At 46.1% G+C, this 26271-nt stretch carries 19 protein-coding genes; 9 read left to right on the top strand and 10 right to left on the bottom strand.

The window, feature by feature from the left end:
• Positions 1 to 91 precede the first annotated feature (91 nt).
• Positions 92 to 592 carry a transcriptional regulator gene (locus QT984_RS17785; protein WP_333272949.1) on the bottom strand — a complete coding sequence of 167 codons (501 nt, stop codon included), beginning with the start codon at positions 590 to 592 and terminating at the stop codon, positions 92 to 94.
• Positions 593 to 645: 53 nt separating this feature from the next.
• On the opposite strand from QT984_RS17785, the gene QT984_RS17790 reads away from it, so the two are divergent.
• Positions 646 to 1119: a hypothetical protein gene (locus tag QT984_RS17790; RefSeq protein ID WP_333057919.1), complete on the top strand. Its 474-nt coding sequence runs from the start codon at positions 646 to 648 to the stop codon at positions 1117 to 1119.
• Between the two features lie 101 nt (positions 1120 to 1220).
• Here QT984_RS17790 and QT984_RS17795 read toward each other — a convergent pair whose 3' ends face one another.
• The 5 genes from QT984_RS17795 to QT984_RS17815 form a co-directional block, all read right to left on the bottom strand.
• Positions 1221 to 2903 carry a DUF262 domain-containing HNH endonuclease family protein gene (locus QT984_RS17795; protein ID WP_333057920.1) on the bottom strand — a complete coding sequence of 561 codons (1683 nt, stop codon included), beginning with the start codon at positions 2901 to 2903 and terminating at the stop codon, positions 1221 to 1223.
• 159 nt (positions 2904 to 3062) lie between these two features.
• Complete coding sequence (locus QT984_RS17800) at positions 3063 to 4133, bottom strand: aromatic ring-hydroxylating dioxygenase subunit alpha (protein ID WP_333057921.1); 1071 nt, start codon at positions 4131 to 4133, stop codon at positions 3063 to 3065.
• Positions 4133 to 4819, bottom strand: a complete 687-nt coding sequence (locus tag QT984_RS17805; protein ID WP_333057922.1) for a class I SAM-dependent methyltransferase — start codon at positions 4817 to 4819, stop codon at positions 4133 to 4135. Before QT984_RS17805 ends, QT984_RS17800 begins: the two co-directional genes overlap by 1 nt.
• A 306-nt stretch (positions 4820 to 5125) precedes the next feature.
• The gene (locus QT984_RS17810; protein ID WP_333057936.1) at positions 5126 to 7078 is read right to left on the bottom strand and encodes an FAD-dependent oxidoreductase; all 1953 of its coding nucleotides are present in this window, start codon (positions 7076 to 7078) and stop codon (positions 5126 to 5128) included.
• 445 nt (positions 7079 to 7523) lie between these two features.
• Positions 7524 to 7706, bottom strand: coding sequence for a hypothetical protein (locus QT984_RS17815; protein ID WP_333057923.1), 183 nt, complete (start codon positions 7704 to 7706; stop codon positions 7524 to 7526).
• A gap of 395 nt (positions 7707 to 8101) precedes the next feature.
• On the opposite strand from QT984_RS17815, the gene QT984_RS17820 reads away from it, so the two are divergent.
• Positions 8102 to 9631: a CHAT domain-containing protein gene (locus tag QT984_RS17820; RefSeq protein ID WP_333057924.1), complete on the top strand. Its 1530-nt coding sequence runs from the start codon at positions 8102 to 8104 to the stop codon at positions 9629 to 9631.
• Between the two features lie 127 nt (positions 9632 to 9758).
• A complete protein-coding gene (locus tag QT984_RS17825) occupies positions 9759 to 11852 on the top strand; it encodes a hypothetical protein (protein WP_333057925.1) in 2094 nt (697 codons plus the stop codon).
• 58 nt (positions 11853 to 11910) lie between these two features.
• Here the strand turns inward: QT984_RS17825 and QT984_RS17830 are convergent, their stop codons facing one another.
• Positions 11911 to 12855 (bottom strand): hypothetical protein, encoded by a 945-nt coding sequence (locus QT984_RS17830; protein WP_333057926.1) that lies wholly within the window; start codon positions 12853 to 12855, stop codon positions 11911 to 11913.
• 1157 nt (positions 12856 to 14012) lie between these two features.
• Between QT984_RS17830 and QT984_RS17835 the strand changes: the two genes are divergently transcribed.
• Entirely contained in the window at positions 14013 to 16079 is a 2067-nt protein-coding gene (locus QT984_RS17835; protein ID WP_333057927.1) for an iron uptake porin, read from the top strand.
• Positions 16080 to 16259: 180 nt separating this feature from the next.
• Here QT984_RS17835 and QT984_RS17840 read toward each other — a convergent pair whose 3' ends face one another.
• Both QT984_RS17840 and QT984_RS17845 read right to left on the bottom strand, forming a co-directional pair.
• Positions 16260 to 17513: an FIST N-terminal domain-containing protein gene (locus tag QT984_RS17840; RefSeq protein ID WP_333057929.1), complete on the bottom strand. Its 1254-nt coding sequence runs from the start codon at positions 17511 to 17513 to the stop codon at positions 16260 to 16262.
• Positions 17514 to 17802: 289 nt separating this feature from the next.
• Positions 17803 to 17949 (bottom strand): hypothetical protein, encoded by a 147-nt coding sequence (locus QT984_RS17845; RefSeq protein ID WP_333272959.1) that lies wholly within the window; start codon positions 17947 to 17949, stop codon positions 17803 to 17805.
• 304 nt (positions 17950 to 18253) lie between these two features.
• On the opposite strand from QT984_RS17845, the gene QT984_RS17850 reads away from it, so the two are divergent.
• The 5 genes from QT984_RS17850 (at position 18254) to QT984_RS17870 (ending at position 22393) form a co-directional block, all read left to right on the top strand.
• Positions 18254 to 18490, top strand: coding sequence for a Calvin cycle protein CP12 (locus tag QT984_RS17850; protein ID WP_333057930.1), 237 nt, complete (start codon positions 18254 to 18256; stop codon positions 18488 to 18490).
• 400 nt (positions 18491 to 18890) lie between these two features.
• Entirely contained in the window at positions 18891 to 19511 is a 621-nt protein-coding gene (locus QT984_RS17855; protein ID WP_333057931.1) for a DUF3177 family protein, read from the top strand.
• A gap of 262 nt (positions 19512 to 19773) precedes the next feature.
• A complete protein-coding gene (locus QT984_RS17860; protein WP_333057932.1) occupies positions 19774 to 21228 on the top strand; it encodes a hypothetical protein in 1455 nt (484 codons plus the stop codon).
• 389 nt (positions 21229 to 21617) lie between these two features.
• Positions 21618 to 21899, top strand: coding sequence for a peptidoglycan-binding domain-containing protein (locus QT984_RS17865; RefSeq protein WP_333057933.1), 282 nt, complete (start codon positions 21618 to 21620; stop codon positions 21897 to 21899).
• 221 nt (positions 21900 to 22120) lie between these two features.
• The gene (locus QT984_RS17870; protein ID WP_333057934.1) at positions 22121 to 22393 is read left to right on the top strand and encodes a peptidoglycan-binding domain-containing protein; all 273 of its coding nucleotides are present in this window, start codon (positions 22121 to 22123) and stop codon (positions 22391 to 22393) included.
• A gap of 48 nt (positions 22394 to 22441) precedes the next feature.
• Here the strand turns inward: QT984_RS17870 and QT984_RS17875 are convergent, their stop codons facing one another.
• Entirely contained in the window at positions 22442 to 25837 is a 3396-nt protein-coding gene (locus QT984_RS17875) for an ATP-binding protein (protein ID WP_333057935.1), read from the bottom strand.
• Between the last annotated feature and the right edge of the window lie 434 nt (positions 25838 to 26271).

Raw genomic sequence — 26271 nt, forward strand, 5'->3', positions numbered from 1 at the left:
TAATACCCGCAAACAATTTATATAAACCCGCCCCCACACAACCGATAATCTAGATTAACCTTTACTGCGATCGAAATAAGGCTACAATCAGCTAGAAATTAGCTGGTTCGGGGGATAATTCTGATTCCCCAAAATCCGTTGATTTCGAGTCAGCGGGCAACTCAGTATCTGCGACAGTAATTTCTAGTTTAAATCCTAATGCTTCGAGCAATTCTACCAAACTGTAAATTTCCAAACCGCCGCTTTCAGTCAGGATCTTATCGAGTTTTTCGTGATGTTCTTTTGCTGAATCAGAAAGAGCATTCATCCTGATTTTAGCCTCAATTACCTTTCTGATGGCATTTCTCAGGAGTGCGGGTTCAGGGTCTTTTTCTTCTAAGATAGCCCCGATAAAACCACCAGCGTGTTCGGCATCTTTGAGAGATTCAATTAGGGACTCGCGGTAGCTATCGCTGGTAGGCATTTTCATTGAATTTCGCTGGTTGTACTTCCATAATTTTATCGCAGTCGATCGGCAATTTCTCTCGTAAGCGCGATCGACAGTCCATTCTACAAGCAAATCATACTTAAGACAGAGGTATTCGATCGACAAAATAGTAAACCTTGTTTGAGGAAACAAACTTTAAATCAAACAGGGCATTGTGAATGAATTTTAAATCGATCGCAAAAACCAATCTACTATTCGGCAGCCTGATAATTAGCCTCGGATTGCAAGCACTTCCAGCAGCAGCGCAATCAGTCACCGACGCGCAAGTTTCCGCCCTCGTAGAAGCGCTGCGACAAGCCGCCCCGCCACAAGCCGCAAATGACGGAATGTACAGTCAGTGGCAAGTTTTACCGAACAATATTTCCCGCTGGGCAAAATTCTGTACCAAACAAGATTTAACACCGCAACAATTTGAGGCTGACGCGACAAAAGCCAAATCAATTGTTACCTGTATCGTGGGCGATTTGCTGCGCGACGAATACAAAGCTAGCAGCAACAATGAAACAGCCGCTGTACGCCGCGCCGCTTGCTGGTGGATGACTGGCGAATCCGCAGCTTGCAAAAGTGGCGCCACTGCTACTTATGCCGATAAAGTTGTCAGCGTTTACCAGCAGCAGCGGGCTAAAAAGTAAAGTTTGTGCTGGCGGAATTTAGATTTTTTTACCGCAGATGGACGCAGATGGTTTTGTGCTGATGGACAGATAAGAGCGATTTGATATCAAATTCAATTATCCTATAAGCGCCAAAGATTCTTGAGAACATTAATCAGCTCTTTCTGCCGTCGAGCGATTACTTCTGGCGTCCATTCCTGTTCCCGCAGCACTTGGGTAGTAAGCACACAGGGTGAAACGCCCGTTTTAGTAGTGAAATACTTCTGCTTTTTCACATCAAAATCATAATTTTTTGCCTGAGTGTTTTTCGCACCAGATAGTAAAACTAAGTTGCCAAGACGATGTACATATTGATCGCGCTCTTCCTGACTAGGAAACCAATTCATCCACTCACTATTAGCCCCTGGATTTTGGGGAAGTACGTGCTCGACAGTAATTTTGGAGAAGTTGTAAGATGCTTCACCTTCTGACAGGGCAGCATCTAAGCGCAGCAAAACATAAAGACGAATTTTTTGGATTAGGTAAAGGTCACTATCGAGGACTCTAAGGATATTGTTTGACTCTTCAGGAGTAAACTGGAGCGGTGAATTGGAATTGAATAAATCTTCCTCTTGTTCAATAGCAGTAAGCAATCTGCTGTAACGTTCAATCCGTTTATTAATATTGGCGCGGACAATCATTAAACCTGCCGCAAGGCGGTCTAAATCTGTAAAAAAACGCACCAAATTATCGGGGTTATTACGGTTACGCGATAGGTAGAAAATGGCAGGCGGTATCCAGTCAACATTCTCAATTTTGTTTAACCATTTAAATAGTTGATTAATTTCCTCGGCACGCCGCTCGCTTTCATAGGTTGAGTTGTGAATTTCCGAAAAAGCCTTAGCATAAGGAGCTAAAATTTCATCAATGAATTGCTGAGACCCTGCCGCAGGATTGATGTTTTCCTGAAACTCTTTAAGGATACTCTTGCTAAGTTTTTTCTTTTCTTTAATCATCCGAATATGAGAAAACAAGTCTTTGAATAACTCGCGTCCCAGCTCCTCCTCGGTATCTTCCCACTTTTTAGTATATTTTTCTTGTTGGCTTTCGGGTATTTTTCCAATAATGTCCGCTTTCAAGATATCAGTTATGGAGAGATCCAATCCCCTGTTGTTCAACACAGAAAATATCCGATAAGCAGAGTCAAAGTCAGGCGTAGAAACCACTACCAAGAAGCACTGGGTAATGATGAACTGGGCAAGACGTATACGGTGGGATTCAGCGATAGTCTGCAAACGTTGCAAGAATAAATGTGCATTTTCTTTAATAAGCTTCTGAGTATCCATCAGCTCAGCATTGTTTAATTTTTGGAGCTTGTTAATACCACCTTCATTTTGAATATATTCCTTGAAAAATTCTGCATCTCGCTCGCGCAAAGTCAGACGGTAACGATTATCTATACCCGCGATTAAGCTGCCTCTTTGGTATAGATAAGTGGTCAAGTCATTGGCGTGTTGTGTTGGCAATGATTCCCTGAGAGCAGCTAGTAGTATGGTGAGAGTTGTTAGACGTTGCTGACCATCTACAATTTCAGCCTCTGGCGGCCCAGATTTGATCAAAACAATGCTGCCTAGAAAGTACGGGTTGAGTTGATCAATCGTGTCGTTACCATCTCCCAATGATGTTAGCAGGTCTTCCAGCAGTTCCCCAGCTTGCTCATTTGTCCAAGCATAGGGACGCTGGTAGAGGGGAATGGTAAACATAAAGTCATCGCTAAAGATTTTCCTAATGGGGTGTTCCTCACCCTTGATGCTGACACGGTTCATGCTTGGTTCCTGTGTTAGGTGTGGTTGGTAATTGCTTCCCGAAAGTCAATTTTCCTTGCTGCTAGAATACCATGCTCAAGCTTGGAAAGGCGAACTCTCAACTTAGCTTGTGCAGGCTGGTTTCATTCGTCCCGCTGTAGGCTTCAATCTGCGGCTGAATTACCCATTTTCCCCCTGACTTCTTATCAACTTTTGCACGCTGGCTAAAGCCCGATTTAATTCATAACTTTTTCTTTCTGAATTCTGCAAAAAAGCCTGCTGTTCTTCTTCAATCATTAACACATCCTGCCGCACCAAACCATCTAATAACTTTTGAGCCGCGCCGAAGCAACTATCTTTGATAAACCTGCGAAACCAAACAGGCAATTTGTGCAGCCGCCAAAACGCATTTAATGAGGTAAAATGAATTAAATAAGCGCGAGTTGCTGTTTCGCTCACCGGACAAACCAAGCAGTAAATCTTAAAGTCGCTTCCCAAAGTTGAAACCCAGTGCGGGTAAACATAACTCACCTCTAGCGGTTCCGGGTGCAGTCGGCGCAAAGACTTAAAAAATAACTGAGAAATTGACCAAATTTTATCTATTTTGTAATAACTTTGTGCCTGATAGCGAGCAGTTACTTGATGCTCGTTTTCTTCTAAAGTATCTAACACTGGATTTGCCCAAGCTTGCCAATCATCGTGCAAGTGCCCGTGGTACATATCCATCAAGTTTTCAATTAAAAATGAATAGTGTGCCTGACAGTCGATGACTGAAACAGTGGCAATATAATTGAGATGTTCCCACTCTGGCAAATCCAGTAAATGAGTTTTTTCTGCTTGGGTTTCGTCGCCGGGAAACAGCCAGATAAAACCGTTTTTTTCCTTGACTAGATAGGAGCGAATTTTGCAGTTAGGTAGCTTTTGATTTTCTGCTAAATAATCGACTTCGGCACATTCTCCCCTTGCATTTAACCGCCATCCGTGGTAAGCGCATTCGATTAAATCGCCTTTAACTTTGCCGTGGCTGAGTTTAACTTGTCGGTGCGGACATCTATCTTCTAAAGCGTTGATTTTGCCTGCACTGTCGCGGAAAAGTACGATCGCCCGATTCCAGATTTTCGCAGCTAGCGGCTGAGTTTGCACCTCGCTGCTGCGGGCGATCGCATACCAGCGATCGAGATTAATGCCCAACTGGCGGATGTGAGTTTTTTCCCCTTTTCCAGCTACCGATTTTATCGCGTTGTTTTGCATTACAAATATTCCCAAATTACGCCCATAAAACAACCCAATTTTACAAAATAACAGCCCGGAAAGCAACGACCGTAAATTTTTCTAAATCTCCGTTCAGACAAATACCTATCGCTAGCTAAATGCTTCAACCACCCTGGCGACAATCTAAATTTTAATAGTCTTAAAGCATTGCGAAATCCGTAGGTGGAACAGTCGGGATTAAAATCTCTCGCTGCACCTAATATGTAGCCTATTGTAGCAGGTGTTTCGACTTCCGAAATATTATCTAAAAAGACGACTTTGCCGTGCGGATTTAACATTTTTTTAATGGTTGAGAGGGTGGTGGGGAGGTTGGGCAGGTGGTGAAAAGTAGCAGCACTAACTATTAAATCAAATTGGCGATCGAGCGCTAATTGACTGGCATCCATTTGGATGTACTCGATGTTGGGTGCTGAGCGTTTTTGACGCGCTATATCTAGCATTTTTGCTGACAAATCGACGGCTACAACATTATCGTAATACTGGGCTAATTCAAAAGCAAGAATTCCCGAACCGCAGCCAATATCTAATACTGCACCTTTGCTGACAGATAGGTTGTTAGTAAAGAAATCGTTCTGGTTTTGCAACGAGGTCACGAAATCGTATTCTGTTGCAAAAGCATCAAACGTTACAGATTTATTGCGAACTTTGCAGTTACTATTTAGCATTTATTATTGCTTTATACTCATTCAATAATATTTTAACCGCATATCCACCCCGCTTAACGCAGATATTTTTTTGGTTCGCAAGCTCTGCCTTTTCCCCTCAGCGAAACCACCCCCGCAAACCGTAACTAATCTTAAAAAAAGAATGCAACTGTAGGAAACCTCTAAACCCTTATTGGATCAGTCATTCCCATTTCTTCAAATCTAAAATCTAAAATCTAAAATCTAAAATGGTAGGGCTGGGGGCGGGTTTCACCGAGGATACCAGCCGATGATTGACGATTTATAAAGCCCGCCCCACTGCAAACCTTAGATTTTTAACACGCCTTCGGGATTCACCGTCAAGAGCGCTCGCCTCTGCAAACCCTCCTGATATAAAATAGCATTAGCTGCCAACAAACCGCTGCTAACTGCCCTTTCCATTAAACCGCACGGAAACGGCATTTTTACCCAATCTCCCGCAAACAAAAGATTGGGAACAGCGCAGCAAGTTTCTGGTCTTTCTGCATAACTACCGGGCGGATATCCAGAGAAATTCTTTTGATTTACCAATTCCCGGTGCAGCATATTTGCCTCTTTTAATTCCGGTACAATTTCGTACAATTCTTGCTCAAAAGTCGCCAGCAAAACTTCCTGATTCGGAAATTCTTTCTCCTTGTAACAATAAGCGTGCAGTTCCACAACACTACCGCCAGTTTTCTGATTCCACTCTATGAACTGATCCTGAATTCGGTGGTAAAGCGTAATGCTGTCAGTCAGTTTGTAGCCGGAAAGCGAACTGAAATTGCTGTGTTCCCAGGGAAATTCGCGATCGAACCAAAAACGGCCCACCGCAAACGGATCGGCTATTTTCAAACTCTCGATCCGACTCTGCACCTGCGAATTCACCTCACCGCTAGCCAAACTAAACAAATGCTGCATCCCCGGAACATCGGCCGCCAAAACATAATAATCAGCCTTCAATGTTTCTCCCAAATTTTGCGTCTTGGAAGTGGTCGCGGCGGAGACCAACTGTACCTCATCGGCTTTTTCATCAACTACCTTAAATCGAGGCAAATCCCGCTGAGCAGGTCCGCTGACAACTCGCCCTTCGGCATCAAAAACTGCCCCGTGACAAGGACAGTGAAATTGACCGTCGTTTTGTTTCTGAACTGTGCAGCCTTGGTGAGTGCAGCTCAGAGAAATTGCCTCTTTTCCCGACGGTGCGGCGGCAAATACGCTGTCCCCAGCGCCGAAATATTCGGTAGAGTTGCTATCAGTTAATAGCCTGTTTCGCTTCACCCAAAAAGGTATTTTACTTTGCACGTCTCCTGACTGATAACTCAGAGAATCAATCTTGCCGTTTTCCCAGCGAATTTCACTGACTGCGACATCTGTCAATACTTTGCCGCCTTTGCTTTCAATTGCTCTGGCAATAGGCTGCACCAAACTCGTACCCATATCTTGTCGCGTACCGTTGAATGCTAAACCCTCTGGATTTCCGAAAAAGTAAAAGTGAAAAAATTGCATTAATTCTCCCGCGCTCAATTCGTCTGGAGCGTTGAGGCTGGATTTGGCAAAAGGCAGAAAATACAAGTCATAAAGTCCGCGCGGAAATTCACCTTTTACCCAGTCGGCTACTGATATATTGTCGAGGCGAGCAAAACTTTTTTGAGTTTGAAAACCGCCGATTTCTCGAAATACTTGCCAGTGAGCGGGTTTTGTAAGATTGATTCCCCACTTGAGCCGATTGGGAGAAGATATCCCCAAGTCAACTATATTCCAGGGAAAAGCTGAATGGTTGGGACGGAAAACTTCGGGTTTGTATTTGCCGTCTCTAAACAGAACGGCGTAGGATTCTAAAGATATAAAGTTATCGGTAATTTCTAGTTCTTCAACCACACTTTTGAGGTTGTAGTATTGCGGAAAAAAACCGTGGAAACCGTGTTCCATCATAAAAGTTTCGTTCCCGACTTGTATCGGCCAACTAGCAATTTTACCGCCGAGTTGGGGCGATTTGTCGAGCAATGTTACGGCGAAACCTCGCTGGGATAGCTCGTAAGCACAGGCGAGCCCTGCTAAGCCTGCGCCTACAACTGCAACGGTTTTGCGGTTATTCAGCATTCGCGGCAAGTCAAGAGAATCTTGCACAAAAACGGCGGGCTCTGGCTTGGAAAACCGAGAGTAGCCCAGCAGCCCGCCTGCGGCACCGACTCCGAGGAATTTGAGGGCGGTTCTTCGAGAAACTGGTTGGGATAGCGGTGAATTGGTTGATTGACTCATCAGCGGTACGCGGTAACGGGCTTTAAACACAAATACGCCATAAGGCATATATCATAGACCGAAATCAGGATATGTGAAGAAATACTAAGACACATCCCCCAATCGGATCGCGATCCTCTTCGAGGGCTGCGCTAACGCACTTGATCTGGTTCGATCGCACACAATCTATAACAAAAGCAAGAAGGCTTTACTTATTTAGGAGAAAAGAAGGAAAAAGCGATCGCCCGCCTAGCGTAAAATTCTCTAAATAATTAAGTGTTTTTATTTATGTTGCTCAATTCTTGGCAACCGCCGCCAATGATTCTAAAAAACTAGGAGATTTTCATGCAAAATCTTAGGCAAAAGGCAGTCTCGACGAATTGTACGAAATAACCTGGCAGATATCCGAGACCAAACAATTAACCAGTCGAGCTTTAAGTAAGTTGGGGCGAAAAATATAACTATTTTAAAATAAGTAAATACAGAGAATATATCTACTGAGGTAACTCAATATATCGGCGATCGATGCAGGGTATTCCTCACTTAATACCAAGACAAAACTCGATTCAACCTGAGAAGTGCGGATGTGTCGCAAAAATTCAAAGACGCCCGTATAGCTAATGCCGGTTAAACTCACATCTTGCACCATTCTTAAGAACGGGCTCTTCGGCCCGTTCCACAAAAGATGAATTTTTTGTGGAACAGGCCGGAAAGCCTGTTCATAAAAGGATTATTGAAAATGGTGCAACATCTCAGTTTTTTGCGTAAGTCCTGTTTATGCAAAACCCCTGCATAATTTACAAACTTTTACATAAATGGTCAATTTCTTGGCGTGCGGCCTCTGTTGCTGCTGGTATCCACACCCTACGGTAGATATTTGCGGTTGCTCTTGAATGCTATAATCGTGCGGCGATCGCCAGCACAGTCAATCGATTTTAGATTTTAGATTTTAGATTTTAGATTAAAGAATTGAATGAAGCATTCACCCCACGGATAAATTCGGGGGGGAAGTTTCTCGGATACAGGTTTTTTATTTCTGGACGGATGAATCAGGGGGCTTGTATCCTGGATGCGAGGGGGTCAAAATTCCCACCCACATCCCAACGTCTGCCAACTGCTGCCGCCAACGGCGCTATTAACCGCCCCAAAATCATGCAGTACCAATCCCAGCAGCAACGCCAAAAACACACGACTCAGAAAAAAATTAAAAAAGCTATTTTTTACTGTGTGATAGCAATATTTTTCTGCTGGAGCACCGCGAACCTCGCTACAATTGCCCAAAACACAGACCAGGGCGGGCCGGGCGGGCAAGAAATGAGAAATTTGCTCGATCGGGGAAACCTCACCGAAGCCGTAACCAGAATCGAAGAAAGCTGGGAAGAAGAGTATCAAACATACTTTGAACAAGACTTTGAAACCCGTGCGAAAACGGCCGAAGCAATATCAAAAACTCTCTCCCGTCTAGCAGTTCAAACCAAGAAAAAACCAGCTTTAATTTACGCTATCCCCCGCACCGACCAACTAGAATTAATCTTAATATTGCCCGATCGCCCGCCCATTCTCCGCAGCGTCCCCGAAGCCAAACAAGAGAAACTGCTCTCAGTAGTCCAAGAATTCGGTAGCGAAATCACCAACCCCGTAAAACTAAACACCACCACCTATCTAGAACCAGCCCAACAACTCTACAAATGGATAGTTGCACCCCTAGAAACAGATTTGCAAACAGCAAAAATTGAAACATTGCTGTTCTGCGTCGGCGCAGGTTTGCGAACCGTACCCCTAGCAGCAATGCACGACGGACAGCAATTTCTGATCCAAAAATACAGCCTCGCCCGCATCCCCGCCTTCAAACTCACAGACAGCAATTACACCGACATCAGAAACGTGCAAGTCCTAGCAATGGGAGCATCAGATTTCGCAGAAACGGCGAACAAAGAACCGCTGCCAGCAGTTCCATTAGAACTCGGCGCGATCGCCCGACAGTGGCCCGGTCAATCCTTTCTCAACCAAGACTTCACCCTAGTAAACTTGCAATCCCAGCGACTGCAACAAAAATACGGAATCATCCACCTTGCCACCCACGCAGAATTCCGCCCAGGAACCCCAAATAACTCCTACATTCAATTTTGGGACACCCAACTCGGTCTCGATCAAATGAGAGATTTAAAATGGAACAATCCGCCCCTCGAACTATTAGTATTAAGCGCCTGCAGAACCGCCTTGGGAGACAAAGAAGCAGAACTCGGATTTGCCGGTTTAGCGCTGCAATCGGGAGCAAAATCAGCCCTCGCCAGCCTGTGGTACGTCAGCGATGCGGGGACTCTCGCCCTGATGACAGAGTTTTACCAGCAGTTAAGAATCCGCAGGCCAAACGACCCTCCAATCATTAAAGCTGAAGCAATGCGGCAAGCACAAATCGCTGCGATCGAAGGCAAAGTGACGATCGAAGGCGGTCAACTGCGAAGTGCGCGAGGCGACATTCCATTGCCCCCGTCCATCCCCAAACTCGACAGCAAAGATTTATCCCATCCCTATTATTGGGCAGCATTCAGCATAATCGGCAGTCCTTGGTAAGTGGGCCTCTTGACCGACAGTGGTGATAGGCTATAAAACATAAGTAATTTAATATCTGTAGCTGTCGCTCAACAAACCACCACCAACCTGTGACGAATCAAGCGGGAGCCTTCAAGGGGAAAGAAAGATGAAAAAATTAGAATTTTTGCTACAGAAAGAGGGCGATCGCGCCTGGTTGCCCCTAGAAACCTCCGACGTGGAAATTCTAGAAGGTAAATACCGCGTGGTTGCTCGCATTCAGCACCCCAACACCGACATCGAAATTCGCGTTACCCATACCTCCTTCGACCAAGGGGCGCAGCGGAAAGTCCAAAGCCGATCGGCCCGCACCAACCCCGAAGGATTAGTCGTGATCATTCCCTACACCAGGCTCAAACCCGGACTGTGGGAACTATCCTGCTTGCCAGATCCCAAAGCAACACCACTAAAACCTTGGCAGTACGGCGTTCAGTTAGAAGTATTGCCCGCAGAATCGGAAACCTCCGAACCGCTACCGCCGATCGACCTCGAACCCCCAGCTTCCGCCGCAGACTCAGAAAACGTAGTACCGATCGATCGCGCAGCCCCACAAATCGCTTCCCCGGTCGATCGCCCCGCACCAACCCAAATCCCAGCAGCCGATTCAGCACCGCAGCAGACCAAAATCTACCAATTTCCTATTCCCCAAACCCCCGAACCAAAACCGGGCGTCCAACTCCTCCTCCACCTCGATCGAGAAACCTTCGTCACCCAACTCGGTCGCCCCTTAATCATTTCCGGCAAAATCGACATTCCCCAAAACCCGCAACACCCCCAACAAAGCAGAAAAACAGCAACTCTCATCCCCGACTCCGAAGCGCTAGAACTCAAACAACTCATCGGTTCAGCACAACTGCAAATTTACCTGCGCGACCCCCAAACCTCAAAAATTCTCGCAGAAATCCAGCAGCCAATGCCAGAACAAGTTCCCCCCTGCATCTTTGCCTGCGTCACCTACATCCCAACCGAGTGTAAAAGCCGCCTCATTTTAGGAGAAGCAATTCTCAGCAGCGGCGGCGTCACCCTAGCCACCAAACTATTCACAATTACAGCCCGTTTAGAGCACCTTCTAGAGGAAATTAAAGACAATTTCCTCGAAGAAAAGCATCAAGCCGAACCCTCCCCAACAGCCTCAAAACCGTCTGGAAGCGCCAAAAATATATCCTTCCTCAAGCTAGTAGAAAAATCCTTAGACCCTCCCTCCCCTGCTGAAGTCCCAACCACTGAAGCCCTACCCCCTCTACTGGCTTCGCGTCACACCCCAAGTGCAGGCGGTCTAGAATTGCCCGCATTCGGTAACAAACTCCCCGACAGCAGCCGATCGCAATTGCTGTCGGAAATCTCCGATTCGCCTCAAACTGCCCCAGAGTCGATCGACCCACAAACCAAACCCTCAGACATCTCAAATCCCACTCAAACAGCCGAAATCGGAGCGATCGACCAAAAACCCGAAAACAGCCCAGAATTAGAAACAACCGCCCCAGAAACCGCGCCAGCACCCACAAAACAGGCATTTCAAACCTTAAACGTCGAAAGTCGATTTTGGTCGCGACTGAGTTCCCTAGCCAGCAACGGTGAATCCCCCGACTGGCTGAAAGCAACCACCCTGTCACCAAATCCAACAGCCGCCACCAATAGCAGCGACGAAATTGCCGTTGTGGAAGAAAGCAGCCCAACCCAGCAGCAACCCGAAACCAGCGAAACAATTTCCGATCCCAAATCTACTAGCCCAGAAGCCAGAGAATTTGTCGTTTTTGACGAACCCCCGCAGCCGAAACAAGTTGCTCAAAAAACCAGAATAGTCGCCACAGAAGACACTCCTCCAACTCCCTACGTTTTGCCAGAAGACGAGTTAGTACCGATGCCGATTTTGGAATTGCCGCGGGCCGAAATCATCGCGGGCCAGGCTGTAAAAGTGCAAGTGCAACTCCCGGAATTAATGCCCCGGATTTATGTGAAAGTTTGGGTGTACGATCGCCAAACCTACCTGATTCTCGACGGGCCTCGCTGGATTACCGAATTTAAAGCTAACGGGTTGGGAAATGTGCGAGCAAGTGTCGAGTTAGAGATTCCCTACGGCTGCATGGAAGTCGAATTTGAGGCGATCGCCGTCGAAATGCAAACTCAGCGGGAAAGCCACAAAGTAAGCGTTCACCGCCAAGTTTTACCCCCAGCCGGGCCAACTTTACCCCTCGAAGGGTAAGCCCAAATCCGCGTGCATCCCCGTTCATCCGCTGACATCTGCGGTTAAAAAATCCTACTTACTTGCCCGCCAACTGCCGAAACTTCTTCTTAAACTTATTCTTATACACGTAGATCGATCGCTGTAAATCCTCAACTTGCAGCGACATCTCGGCAGCCAAACCCGTGCGGTTCCAAACATCCTCCTCACACTTGCGGCGGCAAAAATTCATCGGTTCCGAGTAAACTTTCCCAGTAGATAAAGTCGGCTTCGGCCCGCACCAGTGAATCACCGTCGCCTGAGTGCGATCGCCCCCAGGCCCGCTTGACTCAACCGGAAACTGCTTCCTCAGCAAATCTTGGTCAAAATCCGGCACCAACAACTGCATATCCACATTCTGCACCCGCAGTCGATTTTCCCCGGCCGCCCGGAAAATCATAAAGTTCAAAAACCCCATTTCTCCGTACTTAAATATCCCCGGATTTGCCGCCGTAAAATCTAAAATTTCTACGTATTCTTCCAAGCTAAAAACGCCGCGCTTAGCAAAGAAAGTACCCGTGCAGAAATAGTTCGATCGCGATTCCGACCAACGAAAATTCGGGAAATGCTTCTCAACGCCCGGAATGTCAAAGAAAAATTCCGAAATCTCCGCATCCGGGTAATCGTAACAAGGCTTGTCTACAATAAAATCAAACTCTTGAAAGTTAGCCAATTTGAGAACATCGCCCCAGACGATCGTATCGGCATCCAAAACCATAAAATTTGACCAAGGACTTTCCCAGAAAGCAATCATTTTAGTTTTGCCCCAACCAAAACTTCTTTTCCTGAGAACTTCTTCAGAAACAGTTGTGCGATCGATAACCCGCACCCCATAGGCTTTTTCCAAAGCACTCACAGAAAACGTACCGTCAATCAACAGACAAATCGGCACATCTCCCAGGAAATAGCGGATGCTAGCACAGCAACCCTTAGCAAACAGATAATCTTGGTCGCAGCAGGCAATAATAATACCAAAATCTTCCATAAAACCTCACTTTTTTACTAATACCAGTTACCCAAAATAATGCAAGTGTATGCCGATGTTTCCAACTTGTATGTCATCAGTTATTTCCAATTCTTTAATCGAAAATCGAAAATCGAAAATGGTATAACTTGCCCACCCACAGCGTTTCGGTTTTTTGTTCTGACAGCAGCTCTATTTTTGAGTTTGGCATTTTAGCCAGCTTAGCACTAAACTCCTGCGATCGTCCCTAGGCAAAAACATCGTTCAAACCGCTAGGAATATCGGGCATAGTCGATCGGTCAAGCAAGTGAGCTTTCCCTGCGCCAACAGCGGGTCAATCGATTTTAGATTTTAGATTTTAGATTGACTTGCGCGAGATAAATTCGGGGGTTCCTTTATCGGATACAGGTTTTTTATTTCTGGATCCTGAGTCTGCTTTCGGAATGAATCGCGTGGCGGGTATCCTGGATGCGGGAATTGTCAAGCACTACCAGTTCAGTCGTACTCAAACAACAAAAAAGTTGTGTTAAAGTAGCGGGAAATTAAATCCGCCGACGAGCCGTCTCAAAAAGGGCGATCGTCCTGGCAAGTCCCGACGGCAGCGGGCCTCAAAAAACCAAAATTGGTCAAGCCTGAACCTTGGTTTGGATCGGGTCAATCTACCAGACTTTAAGTCTCAGTTCCCCACTCATGGCGGGAAAATAGCCCGTGCCGGGTCGCGAGGTTTAAACTTAGGTTAAAAACCTTGACATTATAGGAGATAAAGCTGTATAAGGGATGCGACAAGCAGCCACAATCCTACCTATAACTGTCTGTTAAGTCGGGCGTAACCGAGGACTCTGGGCAGTTGTCAGTTACAGGCAGATTGTGGTTGAACCCGTAGAACCAGTTATCGATCGCCCTGGGAGCAACTCAAGCAAATCTGGCGATCGAGAGATGAAATTAACAGGTGATGGTATAATCAACCGTAAAGTAATGTGGGCTTGACCTGAATTGATGCCTGGGGGTACAAGGGCCCAGCCCCTACGTTCAAGCAGAAGTAGACACGCCTACTGTGAATCAACAGTTATGGATAGGTTCTATTTTGGCAGTTATTGTCAACAGGCAAGCAACCACAAAAATTAGCAGTTGGGAATTGCTGCTCGTCGAGTTGAATAGAGTGTGAAGGTGTGAGGAAAATGAACAGAACTTTTTGGAATTTACTGCTAGTATCCCCGGCAATTCTGGGGCTATCATCAGTCATGAGTGCCACTGCGATCGCCGCAGAAGCGACCGCAACCCCTGAAGCCAACCAACTAGCTAAAGCTCAGTCATCTGAGTCAAAAATTGCAGAAATAGTTGGAGAAATAGTTGCAGAACCAGTTGCAGCAGCCCCTGCTGCCCCAGAAAACCTGGCTTTAAACAGCAGCCTCGAAGCGGCCCCAACCCCGGTCGTTAAGGAAGCAGACGCTGAAAAAATCGCCTCAATCGAACCAGAAACCAGCGCCGCAGCACTGCAAACAGCACTGCAAACAACAGGGAGCGACATCGAGTTAGCAGCCCCAATCGCTCCGGCCAGCGCAGCAGCGACTGAACCCCTAGCAGCAGCAGGCACTGCCGAACCCTCGCCCCAAGCATCAGACTTGGCAGAGCAAATCAGCCAGACAGAAGTTGCTGGGAAAATTGAAGTGCCAGCAGTCGCCAGCACCCCAGCTACTACCCCAGCTACTAAGGTAGAAATTGCTCAGACAGTACCCGGAGGAATGGGCGGCCCCATCGTCCCTGTTGCTCCCCAAGCACTGCCGGCCCAACCGTCGGGAACCATGTCCCAGGTGACATCAGTCACTCAGCTCTCCGACGTGCGCCCGACAGATTGGGCATTCCAAGCCCTGCAATCCCTAGTCGAACGCTACAGTTGTATCGTAGGTTATCCCGACGGCACCTTCCGCGGCAACCGCGCCCTGACTCGCTACGAATTTGCAGCCGGCGTCAACGCTTGCTTAGACCAGATAACCCAACTAATTGGGTCAACAGGTAACTTAGTTACCCGAGACGACTTAGCCATCCTGCAACGCCTGCAAGAAGAATTTGCAGCCGAACTCGCTACCCTGCGCGGACGAGTAGACGGCCTAGAAGCTCGCACCGCAGAACTCGAAGCCAATCAATTCTCCACTACCACCAAACTGCTCGGAGAAGCCGTTTTTGCCGTCACCGACACCTTTGTCGGAGAGGGTATCCGCCTTGACGACGACGACGACAAAACAGTCACCGACTTCAGCTACCGGGTGCGCTTGAACTTATTGACCAGCTTCACCGGTCGAGACTTGCTCAGAACCCGCTTGCAAGCGGGTAACGTCCCTAACTACTCAGCAATTACGGGTACTAACATGACTCGCGTAGCCCAGGATGGGGCTGAGAACAACAATTTCACACTAGATGAAGTGTGGTATCGGTTCCCGCTAGGTAACGCTACATTCTTTGTCGGTCCTAGAGGACTTGACCTAAATGAAATTGGAGACGCGCCTGCTACTAGTACCTTTGGTGACGCTACGGGTAATGGCACTCTATCCAGATTTGGAGTTCGCAACCCGGCCGTACACCGCGGACCGCAGGGAGCTGGCGCAAGTATGAGTTACAACTTGGGCAACTTCCGAGCTACTGCGGGCTATCTGGCCTCCGAGGGCGATGCTCCCAACCCCGCAAATGGCAGGGGCGTTTTCGACGGTTCTTTCAGCGCTTTGGGTCAGATCGGCTTTTTTAGCAACCCGTTTAATTTGAGCCTGACTTACACCCACAAATACAATCGCGCAGGCGATGTTGGCCTCATGGGTGGCACCGGCAGTTCTTTGGCTAACCGGCCCTTCGGTCAAGCACCCACTCAAGCAGATAACTATGGCGTGCAAGTTAACTTCAAACCCAGCAGTCGCTTTCACATTGGCGGTTGGTACGGTTATACGAAGGCTGAGCAACTGCGGGGGGGCGGCAATGACGCGACGATCCAGAATGGTGCTATCACTTTGGCCCTGCGAGATTTTGGCCGGCAAGGCAACCTCCTCGGTTTTGTCTTCGGTGTACCGCCAAAAGTTACTGAAAGTGATGTCGCCAGAAACCGTAACACCTCTTATCACTTAGAGGGTTTCTATCGCTTCCAAGTCAATGACTTTGTATCAGTGACACCGGGCGTTTACGTGATTTTGAACCCCGAACACAACAACAGAAACGACGATATCTGGGTCGGACTCCTGCGTACAACCTTTAGTTTCTAAGGCTTCTAGACATCTAGTTACAGCTAAAAGCGGCAGGCGACTGCCGCTTTTATTTATTGGTCATCAGGCGATTTTAGATTTTAGATTTTAGATTTTAGATTGTTAACAGTCATCAGTCATCAGTCATCACTCATCAGTCATCAGTCAACAGTCATCACTCATCAGTCAACAGTTGACAAATTATGAATTTTGGCGGCAAATCCCGAATACGGAGGTGTAGCCGTGCAGAAATGTGCTGCCGCCGACGGGGCCGATTTCGCCGTTGCAGAAAAAGCCGCCCAGGGGGATGTTTTTGAGGTATCGGCCAAAAAGTCGGGAGTCAAAGTTCGATTCGCCGTAAAGCCCTTCACCGCGCCCCAGACAAGAGAACATCAAGGCGCCGACGCTGGATGTACCACTGTACTCGGCGGCCCGCTGATAGCGATCGAGCAGCATTTCTAGGTCTTCTGCAGAGGTGCGCGCGTCCCGCAGGTGAAATTGGATGCGCTGTCCGGGACGGACTCGATCGCCGATCGCAATTGCCCCCACTTTCGGATCTACTCCCAACAGATTGCGGATTAAAAAATCTCCCGGCTCTAATTTCAGCTTGAATTCATCGCTGACTAAGCCTACAAATAACGAGTGCTGGGCTAATTCTCGGTCTTCTTCGCTCAAAGTTTGAACTAACTCTCGCAAAGCCTCTAAGGGCGATCGCTCGATGCCCCCGCTGCCGATATCATCGGTTTGTTCTTCGAGTTTCAGCAAAATATTGCGATCTCCTTCCGTCACCCGATAAGGATGCCCGATCGGCCTGCAGCCTTGAGCGACGATCGTTTCCAAAACTATATTGCCGCTCAAAGCTACCCCAACCGTCCCTTCTCGGTGAAGCTGATAGTCGCAAAACAGCGCCGCGCCCCTGCCCGCACCGTCCCCCCCGGCTAGTCCCCCTACCTTCGCCGCGCCCGGATAGGCATAATCTAGCCCTTGGAGCAAATCGTTAATTTTTGCGGAAAAGGGGTCAGCCAAGATGATGAACTGCGGTTCTTCCTGGGCCGGCACGCCCAAGAGATCCACCCAAGTATCCGGGGGACTGTCTAAGTCGGGCAGTTCTTCTGAACCGACATGAAAAGTTCTGACATTCACTCCCGGCAAGCGCGCCAGACTGAGGCTGACTGCGGGAGATCCCTCGACTTCTTCGGTGAGGCCCCCCCGGTTCGTGCCGATGACTCCTCCCCCGCCACATCCCAGGATCGCGGGTACTGGCAGCATTTCTCGGAGTAAAGGCATCAGCCGAGAATACTCGCTGGCAAAGGCAGACGAGATAAATATCAGTGCTAAATCGGCCTGGCCTTCTAGGTCGCGATCGGCTTGTTCTACAACTTCTTTGAGGGCGGATTCCAAAGAGGGACGGGTTGATAAAGCGCTGACCCATTGCATTTGGTTTTGGGTGTACATAAGGCAAACTTCTCTATAAAACTATTTCTATACATTAGGCTAACTGGAACCGGCCACTGGGGGGACGCTATTCTTGGGCGATCGATTCCCCATCGATTGCCGTTCTTGTGTTAACATAAGTTAACATGAGAGTCCCCTTAATCTGTTAACTGTTAAATGCTGTGTTCAGCTAAATCTTAAAAGATAAAGCTCAATACAGTTTGACACACCAACCTCGTGTAATGTTTTCATCAAAAGTAAGGTTGGCTCGACCTACATTGATGCCTGTGGACTAGAATCCGCCTAGGGGCTAGTAAAGCAGGGAGTAGAGACGGCTACTGCGATCGTACTTATGGATGGTTTCTATCTGGGCTGCTGCAACCGCAGCGCATCTCAAGCTATTATTAGCTGGAGTCGCCAGACCGAAACAGCAAATCCCACCCAAACTAACATCCAAAAAGAAAACCTTTCTTACTTAATAAGGTCAACGGCCCAGGTCTAAAGACACGCTCGCTTCGAGCCTAAGACTTAAACCACTGTTGACCCGCCGTATACTTTAGAAGTCTACGTTTTTTGAGTTATGACACCAAGCGACTGCTTAGCTACTCCCTTGCTCTGTCGTTAACGGTTAAACATCTTTATTTGGGTTAAGGACGTGCCGTTAGCCGAACAAGCTCACTAAACAAAGGCGCGTGCTAACATTACCTAGAAATAGGTCGGGGACAACCATATTCTCCTACACTTTCCTACCAACAAGTTTTATGACAACAACACCCTCCGTCAACATCCAAGAGAAAATTGAAGAAGAACTAGAAAGCGCTCGTACCGTCTGTGACCTCAAGGGCGCAACTTCCGGGGAATGCGCGGCGGCGTGGGACGCAGTTGAAGAACTGCAAGCAGAAGCTTCCCACCAAAAGCAAGTCAAACCTAAGAATTCTTTTGAAAAATTTTGCGACGACAATCCTGACGCTGCTGAGTGCCGCATCTACGAGGAATAAACGAGCCATTTAGCTCTATGCCGAACCTCCCGCGCCGAAATCTAACTTTTGGCGCGGGAGAATTTTATTTTAGGGGTTGAGCCTTGAAATAATGGTGAGATTTGCCCTCTATCCCAATACGGTTCAAATCCGCCAGCTTCCCCCTCGCCCCCCAAGGGGGACAAGAATTTGCTCTTGCGTCCCCCAAAAGGGGCGAGGATGGGAAGGAGATATCTCAAGAATAAACAGTTTTAACTCAAGCGTATTGCCGTCTATCGTGTCTCAAGTACCTTTCAAAGCGCGCCAAGTACCTTAGAAAATGTAGCAGTAACTAAAACATTAAGACCGTGTTCTGGTTGCTGATTTTTTAGCATTTTTGTAGTAAAATTTGTGACAAATAAGTGAGTATATTTTCCCAAAGATGTTGAGTCTTTTATTGGCAGCCACCGGGCCTTGGTTTCAACCGCTAGTGTGGATGGATTACCGGTTGTCTGTGTTATTAACAATTTCGATCCCGCTGGTAGTGCTGATTTGGGCTGTTGTGGCAAAAGCTGAGGCGATCGTCCGTTTGTCGATTATTTATTGGCGGGTGGCGAGTTTGCTGGCAATTACACTTTACCTGATGATGGCTGCGCTGCCTGTGAGCTTTGTATCGTCGGTGATTGGGAGGGCATTAATTCCTGCTAGTCTGTGGTTTTGGGAGGATTTAAACGAAGAAATTGCCGATCGACCGCAGTCGCCCCTGAAACTGGCTTTTACAGCTTGGCGGTGGGCGATTACTGTTTACAGCGGTTTGGGCGCTCTAGCTCAACTTCCCTTCTTAAGCTGTGCTTTTAAATCGCAAATTGAGGTAATTGACGAACCTTTTTGCCGCATTTGGTTAGACCCACCTTGGCTCTACAAACAAATGTTTCACCCTAATACAACCCCTCAATTTTTGGGATTGTTGGGGATGATTGGTTTAGCTATCTATGTAATTTACTTGTCATACTTTGTGCTGATTAGACTAGGAAAACAGGGGAGGTCAGCTACCGGAAATTAAGTTGAGTTTTAGTTAGTATTTCCTTCCTAAATTGCAGCTAAATTATTCCACCAAAATCTCATAAATCCCAAATAAAAACAGCCGGGGCGCATCTAGGATAAAATCAAACTAACAGCCGGGTGGCTGACGTGACCCGCCCAAAAACGGATACAAGCCGTGGACTCCAGTCGTGGATATCTAACAATTTTAGACTAAGGTTCCAGCTTCCAGATTCATCTGTCGAGAAAATCTAAAATCTAAAATCTAAAATCGACTGACAGTAATGTTATTGGGAAAGACTGTGATGGATAGCAAACAAGCCTACTTACAGTGCTTAGACAGGCTGATTTGGGCGATCGATCGCCTGGAAGCAAAAGTCGAACCAAGTGAACTCGCTCGGATTGCCGAACTGATTGTTCAGCCGATGATGGGGCCATGGCGGTTTTTTCACACTCCCGAACATATTTTTGAGGTGGGGGGAGATGAAGATGCGATCGAGGTTTTGGCAGCTTTATTTCACGATACCGTCTACCTACAAGTCGATCGCAGCATTAACTTTAACGTCAGCTACTACATCACTCCTGTTGCAAAAGAGGTTAACCAACACCTACAAATTCGGGATAAATCTGAACTGCCTGCGGATGCTACCTTCGAGATGGTAATGCTGGTATTCAATTTTGTACCGGGCGAAGTCCTCAATCCTTTGGCTGGACAAAACGAATTTCTCAGCGCTGTCGTAGCAGCAAAAGCTCTAGAACCATTTCTCAAACGCGAGCAATTGCTTCAAATTGCCGGCTGCATTGAAGCAACAATTCCGTTTCGTGCCGCCGATGCGGGAGTAACGGTAAGCCAGCGTCTTTATGAGCGCTTGCAAGCAATAAATAGCCTGTTTAACCTCAGTTTAACGGACGAGGAAATGCGGGAAACGGTCAAAAAAGCTGTGCGAATCTCTAACCGGGATGTGATGAGTTTTGCTCACCATAGTTCAGCCCATTTTTTGGCAAATACCTGGAATTTACTGCCGGAAACCAATCACAATCTCATATGCTGGGGTTTTTACACGGTTCGCGACTACCGAGTTGCTTTGGTGAAGATGGAAGGTTTTCTGAATTATCTCAAGCCAGAAATAATTTTCCGACAGTTTGAGGGATATCCAGACGATCGCACCTATCAGCGCTGGGAAACTACTGCTAAGTACAATCTCGAAATTGCGAAGCTTTATTTGGGGTGCAAACTGGCTGCCCTAGCCCTGCTAGAAGCTCTTTCTTCGGATTTGGGGATTGAGGTTTCTCTGGCGATGATGATGGGAGGAATTCCGGCTCAAGTTCCTAACTGCGTGCGCCTGGAAAGCTTTTTTCCAGAAATAGAGAAACCTTATAAACCTAAAATTAGTTTAGAAGCGGAAGTATTGAATTTATTAGAAAATGGGCGGGCTAAAAGCACTTCTAATACCGATTTGGAGAGTTCGCCCCTGACAACGTTTGTGGTAAAAATTGTTGGCTTTGACGAAATGCGCTATCAGTGCGATCGAGCTAAGGAATTTTTTAGAGAAAATCTCAACGCCGACGAGTTTATTTCCGACTTTAACCCGATAGTTACAGAAATTGTTATTGATTCAATTCTCAAGTTGTTTGACAGCCGGAAGTCTACTATCTACCGATACTACGATATCACTTCTAAGTTAAAGTCGCAACCCCAAACCAATTTTCTCGATCGCCCTTTTCGATCCCATGGTTAACTAGCTTTAAATACAGTATTTTTGCCTCCTCTATAGAAAAGACCATTACTCAGCTTATATAAGAGTAGAGCGATTACACCGTGACAGGATTGATTGCCTCGCTTTCCCTACGTCAATCTGCCTATCCATCCCAACACCAACAGCCCTACAGGTATGGTGTGGGGCTTCCGGCAAAGATGCTAAAAGTTGATAAAAAATGGAAATTCGCTGCTGTTTACCTTTGACAATTATTTTATACAAAACGGATTTGATAGCGGGCTGTCACTCATTTGAGCTACCCCAAATAAGCGTCACTATAAAAAGCGACTGTTAAAGCACTTCCCCCCACAGCTACAACTGGGGAATAGCAAGTTCAAACAACTTGCAAACCACTAATCCCCAATCAAACCATGCAAACCACAAATTCAATTTACGCTCAATTGCCTCTTTGCTCTTCACTGCCCACACTGCAACGAAATAATAGTACCACTGCCAATCAAAACGTGCGCTATCTCCAACAATCCTTAGTTGAAAACGGATATCCCGTCGCAACTGATGGATTCTTCGGCCCAAAAACCGAAGAAGCAGTCATCAGATTTCAAAAGGAAAATCAGATTGCTGTTGATGGCATTGTTGGCCCTCAAACTTGGAGTCTATTAGGCGCTTGTTATACAGGTGAACCCGGATGTTAAATCCAAGTTAACTAATCCTAGGCGCACGGGTAGCAAGAAACTGGGTTGTTTCACTGCAATACTTCTTTTTCGCCCCCAGAAACGCTAAAAAACCTGGTGGTTGAGCGAAGCCGAAACCTCGTTTATGCCCGTTAAAAGTGCATCCAGGACTATTAACTAACATCTTTTCCCCACTTCTCTACTTTTAAACAACTTGCAAACAACCAATGGAGAATCAAACCATGCAAACCACAAACGCAATTCGTACTGAATTACCTTCCTGCCGTTATTTTCCCATACTAAAACGCAACGATGGTGTCACCCAAAATGAGGACGTTCGCTACCTTCAGCGACTCTTGAACACCAAGGGATTTTCTTTAAATACTGATGGAGGATTCGGCCCGAAAACCCAACAAGCCGTTATCAATTTTCAAAACCAACAACAAATCGTTGCTGATGGCATTGTCGGCCCTAAAACTTGGAATAAATTGGGTGTTTGTACAACTATATTTTAAAGTTTGTGCAACCATGTGTTAAACAGAGTAGGGCGTGCAGTGTGCGCCCTATTTTTCTGTCGAAGTTTCCACCCCACACCACCCCTCCGGGGCACCGTACATTCGATACTTGCGAGAGCGTTTGAAATACAGCATTGCTACCCGATCGTCTGGATTGATTTGTAAAATATTCTGAAATACTTTTTGGGCGGCAACAAATTTTTGCTCGTAGTAAAAATTGAGGGCTTCTTGAAAAACCTCCGCCGTTTGCTGCTTGAGTACAATGCTTTCCTCTGTTTCTGTATCGTAAATTTCAAACACCGACACAGCATTTGTCTTTCCTTTCACCGTTACTCGATCGACAAATCTGTACTTATATTTTTCTGGATCGTCTAGGCGATCGATAATTGCACCGCTAACTAGAATGCCCGCGCCGTAAACCTTAGTCAATCCTTCCAAACGAGACGCGAGATTCACCGCATCAGCAATCACCGTACTTTCCATCCGTTCTCGTTCGCCGATGGTACCCAACATCAAATTGCCCGCGTGCAAACCGACGCCGATCGCGATCGGAAACAAGCCATTTTTTTCTCGCTGCTGGTTATAGAGATTTACTTCTTTCTGCATATCAATTGCTGCTCGCACACCATCTTCAGGGGATGTAGGAAACAGTGCCATGACTGCATCCCCAATGTATTTGTCAATAAACCCGTTATTTTTCCTAATTGCAGGGCTAACCCTTCCCAAGTAAGTATTAATAAATGTAAAATTTTCATCCGGTGTCATATTTTCGGAAAGCGCAGTAAACGAGCGAATATCAGCAAACAGCACTGTCATATCTCTTTCCTGATGTTCGCCTAATTTTACTTCAATAATACTCGGCTTTTCCAGCAAGTTTAGAAAATCGTGCGGCACAAACCTGCCGTAGGCTGCATTCAGTTTTGCTAGGCGAATTTGCGTATTAATTCTCGCCAACAATTCCTTTTTTATAAAAGGTTTAGTTACATAATCATTGGCTTCTAAGTTAAAAGCTTCTACCAAGTCAGTAGTTAGATTTTTTGCCGTCAGCATCAGAATCGGCATTTCTAAAGGCGAGTATTTTTTGCGGACTTCTCGACATACTTCATAACCCGTCATCTGCGGCATCATTACATCGAGTAAAATTAAGTCCGGCTTAAATCCTGATTCAATCAGATTTAAAGCTTCTAAGCCGTTGCTCGCTTGAGTAATTTCGTAGTTGGCTAGAGAAAGACTGTTGATGATGACATGAATATTAATCGGCTCATCATCAACTACCAAAATTTTTAATTTTTCACTTTCTAGCGACTCGCTATTGTCTGATACCTGAGAATTTATTATAGAGGATTGGCGGGCTAGTTCAGGAGTGATAAAAATGGGAGAACCCTCGGTTAAACGCGGCTGTATGCTGCTAAATTCCGGTTGACTCTCAGATACGGGCAAAGTAAAGGTGAACTGGGAACCGACGCCTACAGTTGAAGATACCGAAATTTTACCTCCGTGCAATTCCACTAATTGCTTGGCAACAGTTAACCCTAAACCCGTGCCGCCATATTCTCTAGCAGTGGAACCGTCAGCTTGTTCAAAGGATTCAAAAATTCGTTCTAATTTATCTTCGGGGATGCCAATACCGGTGTCAGATACACTAATCGCTAATTGGGAATTAGGCAGTGATTGTGCGTTGCCCGTTACCAATTCTGCTGAAATTTCAACTCTGCCGCTTTCGGTAAATTTAATTGCATTGCCTATTAAGTTGTAAAGTATTTGCTGCAAGCGATTCTCGTCTGCTGCTATTGGCGGCAATTCAGGAGCGACTGAGTTAATCAACTGCAAGTTTTTTTTGCCTACTAATGGCTGAGACAAAGTGAGAATTACAGAGACTATTTCTCGAATACCGACTGACTTAATTTGCAGTTCTATCGTTTTGTGTTTTAGCTGAGAAAAGTCCAGAAGATCGTTAATTAAAGAAGACAATCTTTTGCCCGATGATGAAATTAAAGCTAAGTTAAAATTTGTTGGTTCTGGCAGTTGTCCGGTAGCACCGTCTATTAAAGATTCTGCAATACCAATAATGCCGTTGAGCGGAGTGCGGAGTTCGTGGGAAGTATTGGCTAAAAATTCGTCTTTCAGTTTGTCGAGTCGCTGCAATTCGGTATTTTTAGTTTCTAAGGCAGTAAAAGATGCTTGCAGTTGTTGTGCCATGCTGTTAAAAGCAGCGGCAAGTACGCCCAATTCGTCGGAGCGATCGAGCTTGACAGTTTGGTCAAATTGTCCTTCAGATAAAGCTATTGCTGCATTTTTTAATTTTATAAGAGGTTTGATAATCCAGCGAGAAGTGAGAATTCCTAACACACTTGCCATGCCCAAAGCTGCCAGACATAGCAACACTGTAGTTCGGTTGCCCGCATGAATTTGTTCCATAAAGTCGGCTTCGGGAACGACAACGACAATCAGCAAATCTAAACCCTTGTCGTCTTGAAATGGCAGGACTTTTAAAAATTTCTGCTGGCCGTTGATTTCAACATTTATTTGCTGCGATTTTGTAATTTGGTGCAAGTTTTGAAAGTGACTTTCTAAATATTTAGCTGTAGTTTGCGTTACTGCGTCGCTGCTTTCTGTAACTTTAAACAGTTCTTTTTGACCGTTTTGGGTGCGGAAAGGTTTTTCGGCTGTGGAAGTTGCCAGCAGCGTGCCGTTTCTTTCGATAATAAAAGTTTGACCAGATTTACCTATTTTGAGGCTGTTTAAAAATTGACCGATACTGTCGAGACGCAAAGCAGCAATTAATACTCCTTCTAGCTGTTTCTGGCTGTTGTAAACTGGTTGCAGCGCGCTGAGGAGTAAGGTGGGTTCTAGGAAGGATATATAAACTGAACTCCAAGTTGGTTTGGCTTCTAGAGCCGCATAGGCGTAGGAAGGGTGCTGTCGGATGTCGAATTTTTTAACGGAGGCGGCTACTGTCGTGCGATCGCCCGTATCATTAGTATTGTAAGAATAAAAATTAAAATTTGTAGAAGGCCCCGATGCGTTAATCAATAAAGTGCCATTAGACATCTTTTCGCCAGTGCGATATTCTCCATCTTGATTAGCGATCGACGTAAAATTGATATAAGGATATAATTGCACTTGTCGCCACAGATACTTTTCCCAAGCTGACAAGTCTTTCATGTTTACAAAACCCAGTTTCACCGCATCCAGCTTGCTTTGATTGATTTGGTGCGGAGTTTGCAGATAAGTTCTCAAATTTTGCTCAATGCGATTGCTTACCTCCCCCATCAATTGAGCCGCAAGGTCATTCACTGCTCTTTGAGAGTTCCTAAATGATAAATATCCCACAATACCCACCGCTGCAAATACTTGCAAGACAAAGGGAACTATGAGTACAGTTTGCAGCGTTGCTTTTCTTGAAAGTTTTGCCACTAAGTGCTTGAGAGAAAGAGTGGACATAACATTAGTTTAGGTTGAAAAACCCAGTTAATACTTGGAGCTAGTTCTTACCGCTGGTAAGTATTATAAACCATTTTGTACTTAAACACAACTTACACAAGGAAGACGCGATATCGGTTCTACAATCTTTCATCTTATACCAAATTATTAAAAGTCAAAGCGAACCGTAGAGACACGGCATTTCCGTGTGCTCGTCCCCGCGCCGGACAAGGCATTTCCCTGTCCCTACCGATGTTCACATACAATATACAGCACTTCCGGATGTTATGAGGTACAATAGAATTGACTAAAAATAATATACCAATGAAAGCATACTCAGTAGATTTGCGCTCCAAAATAGTAGCAGCCCATATCGAGCAGAAGCTGTCGATCAGAAAAACAGCAGCGATATTTTCCGTCAGTAAAAGCTTAGTTCAAAAACTGGTCAAGCAACA

It is taken from the genome of Microcoleus sp. Z1_B2 (assembly GCF_036700325.1).
Classification (GTDB): Bacteria; Cyanobacteriota; Cyanobacteriia; order Cyanobacteriales; family Microcoleaceae; genus Microcoleus.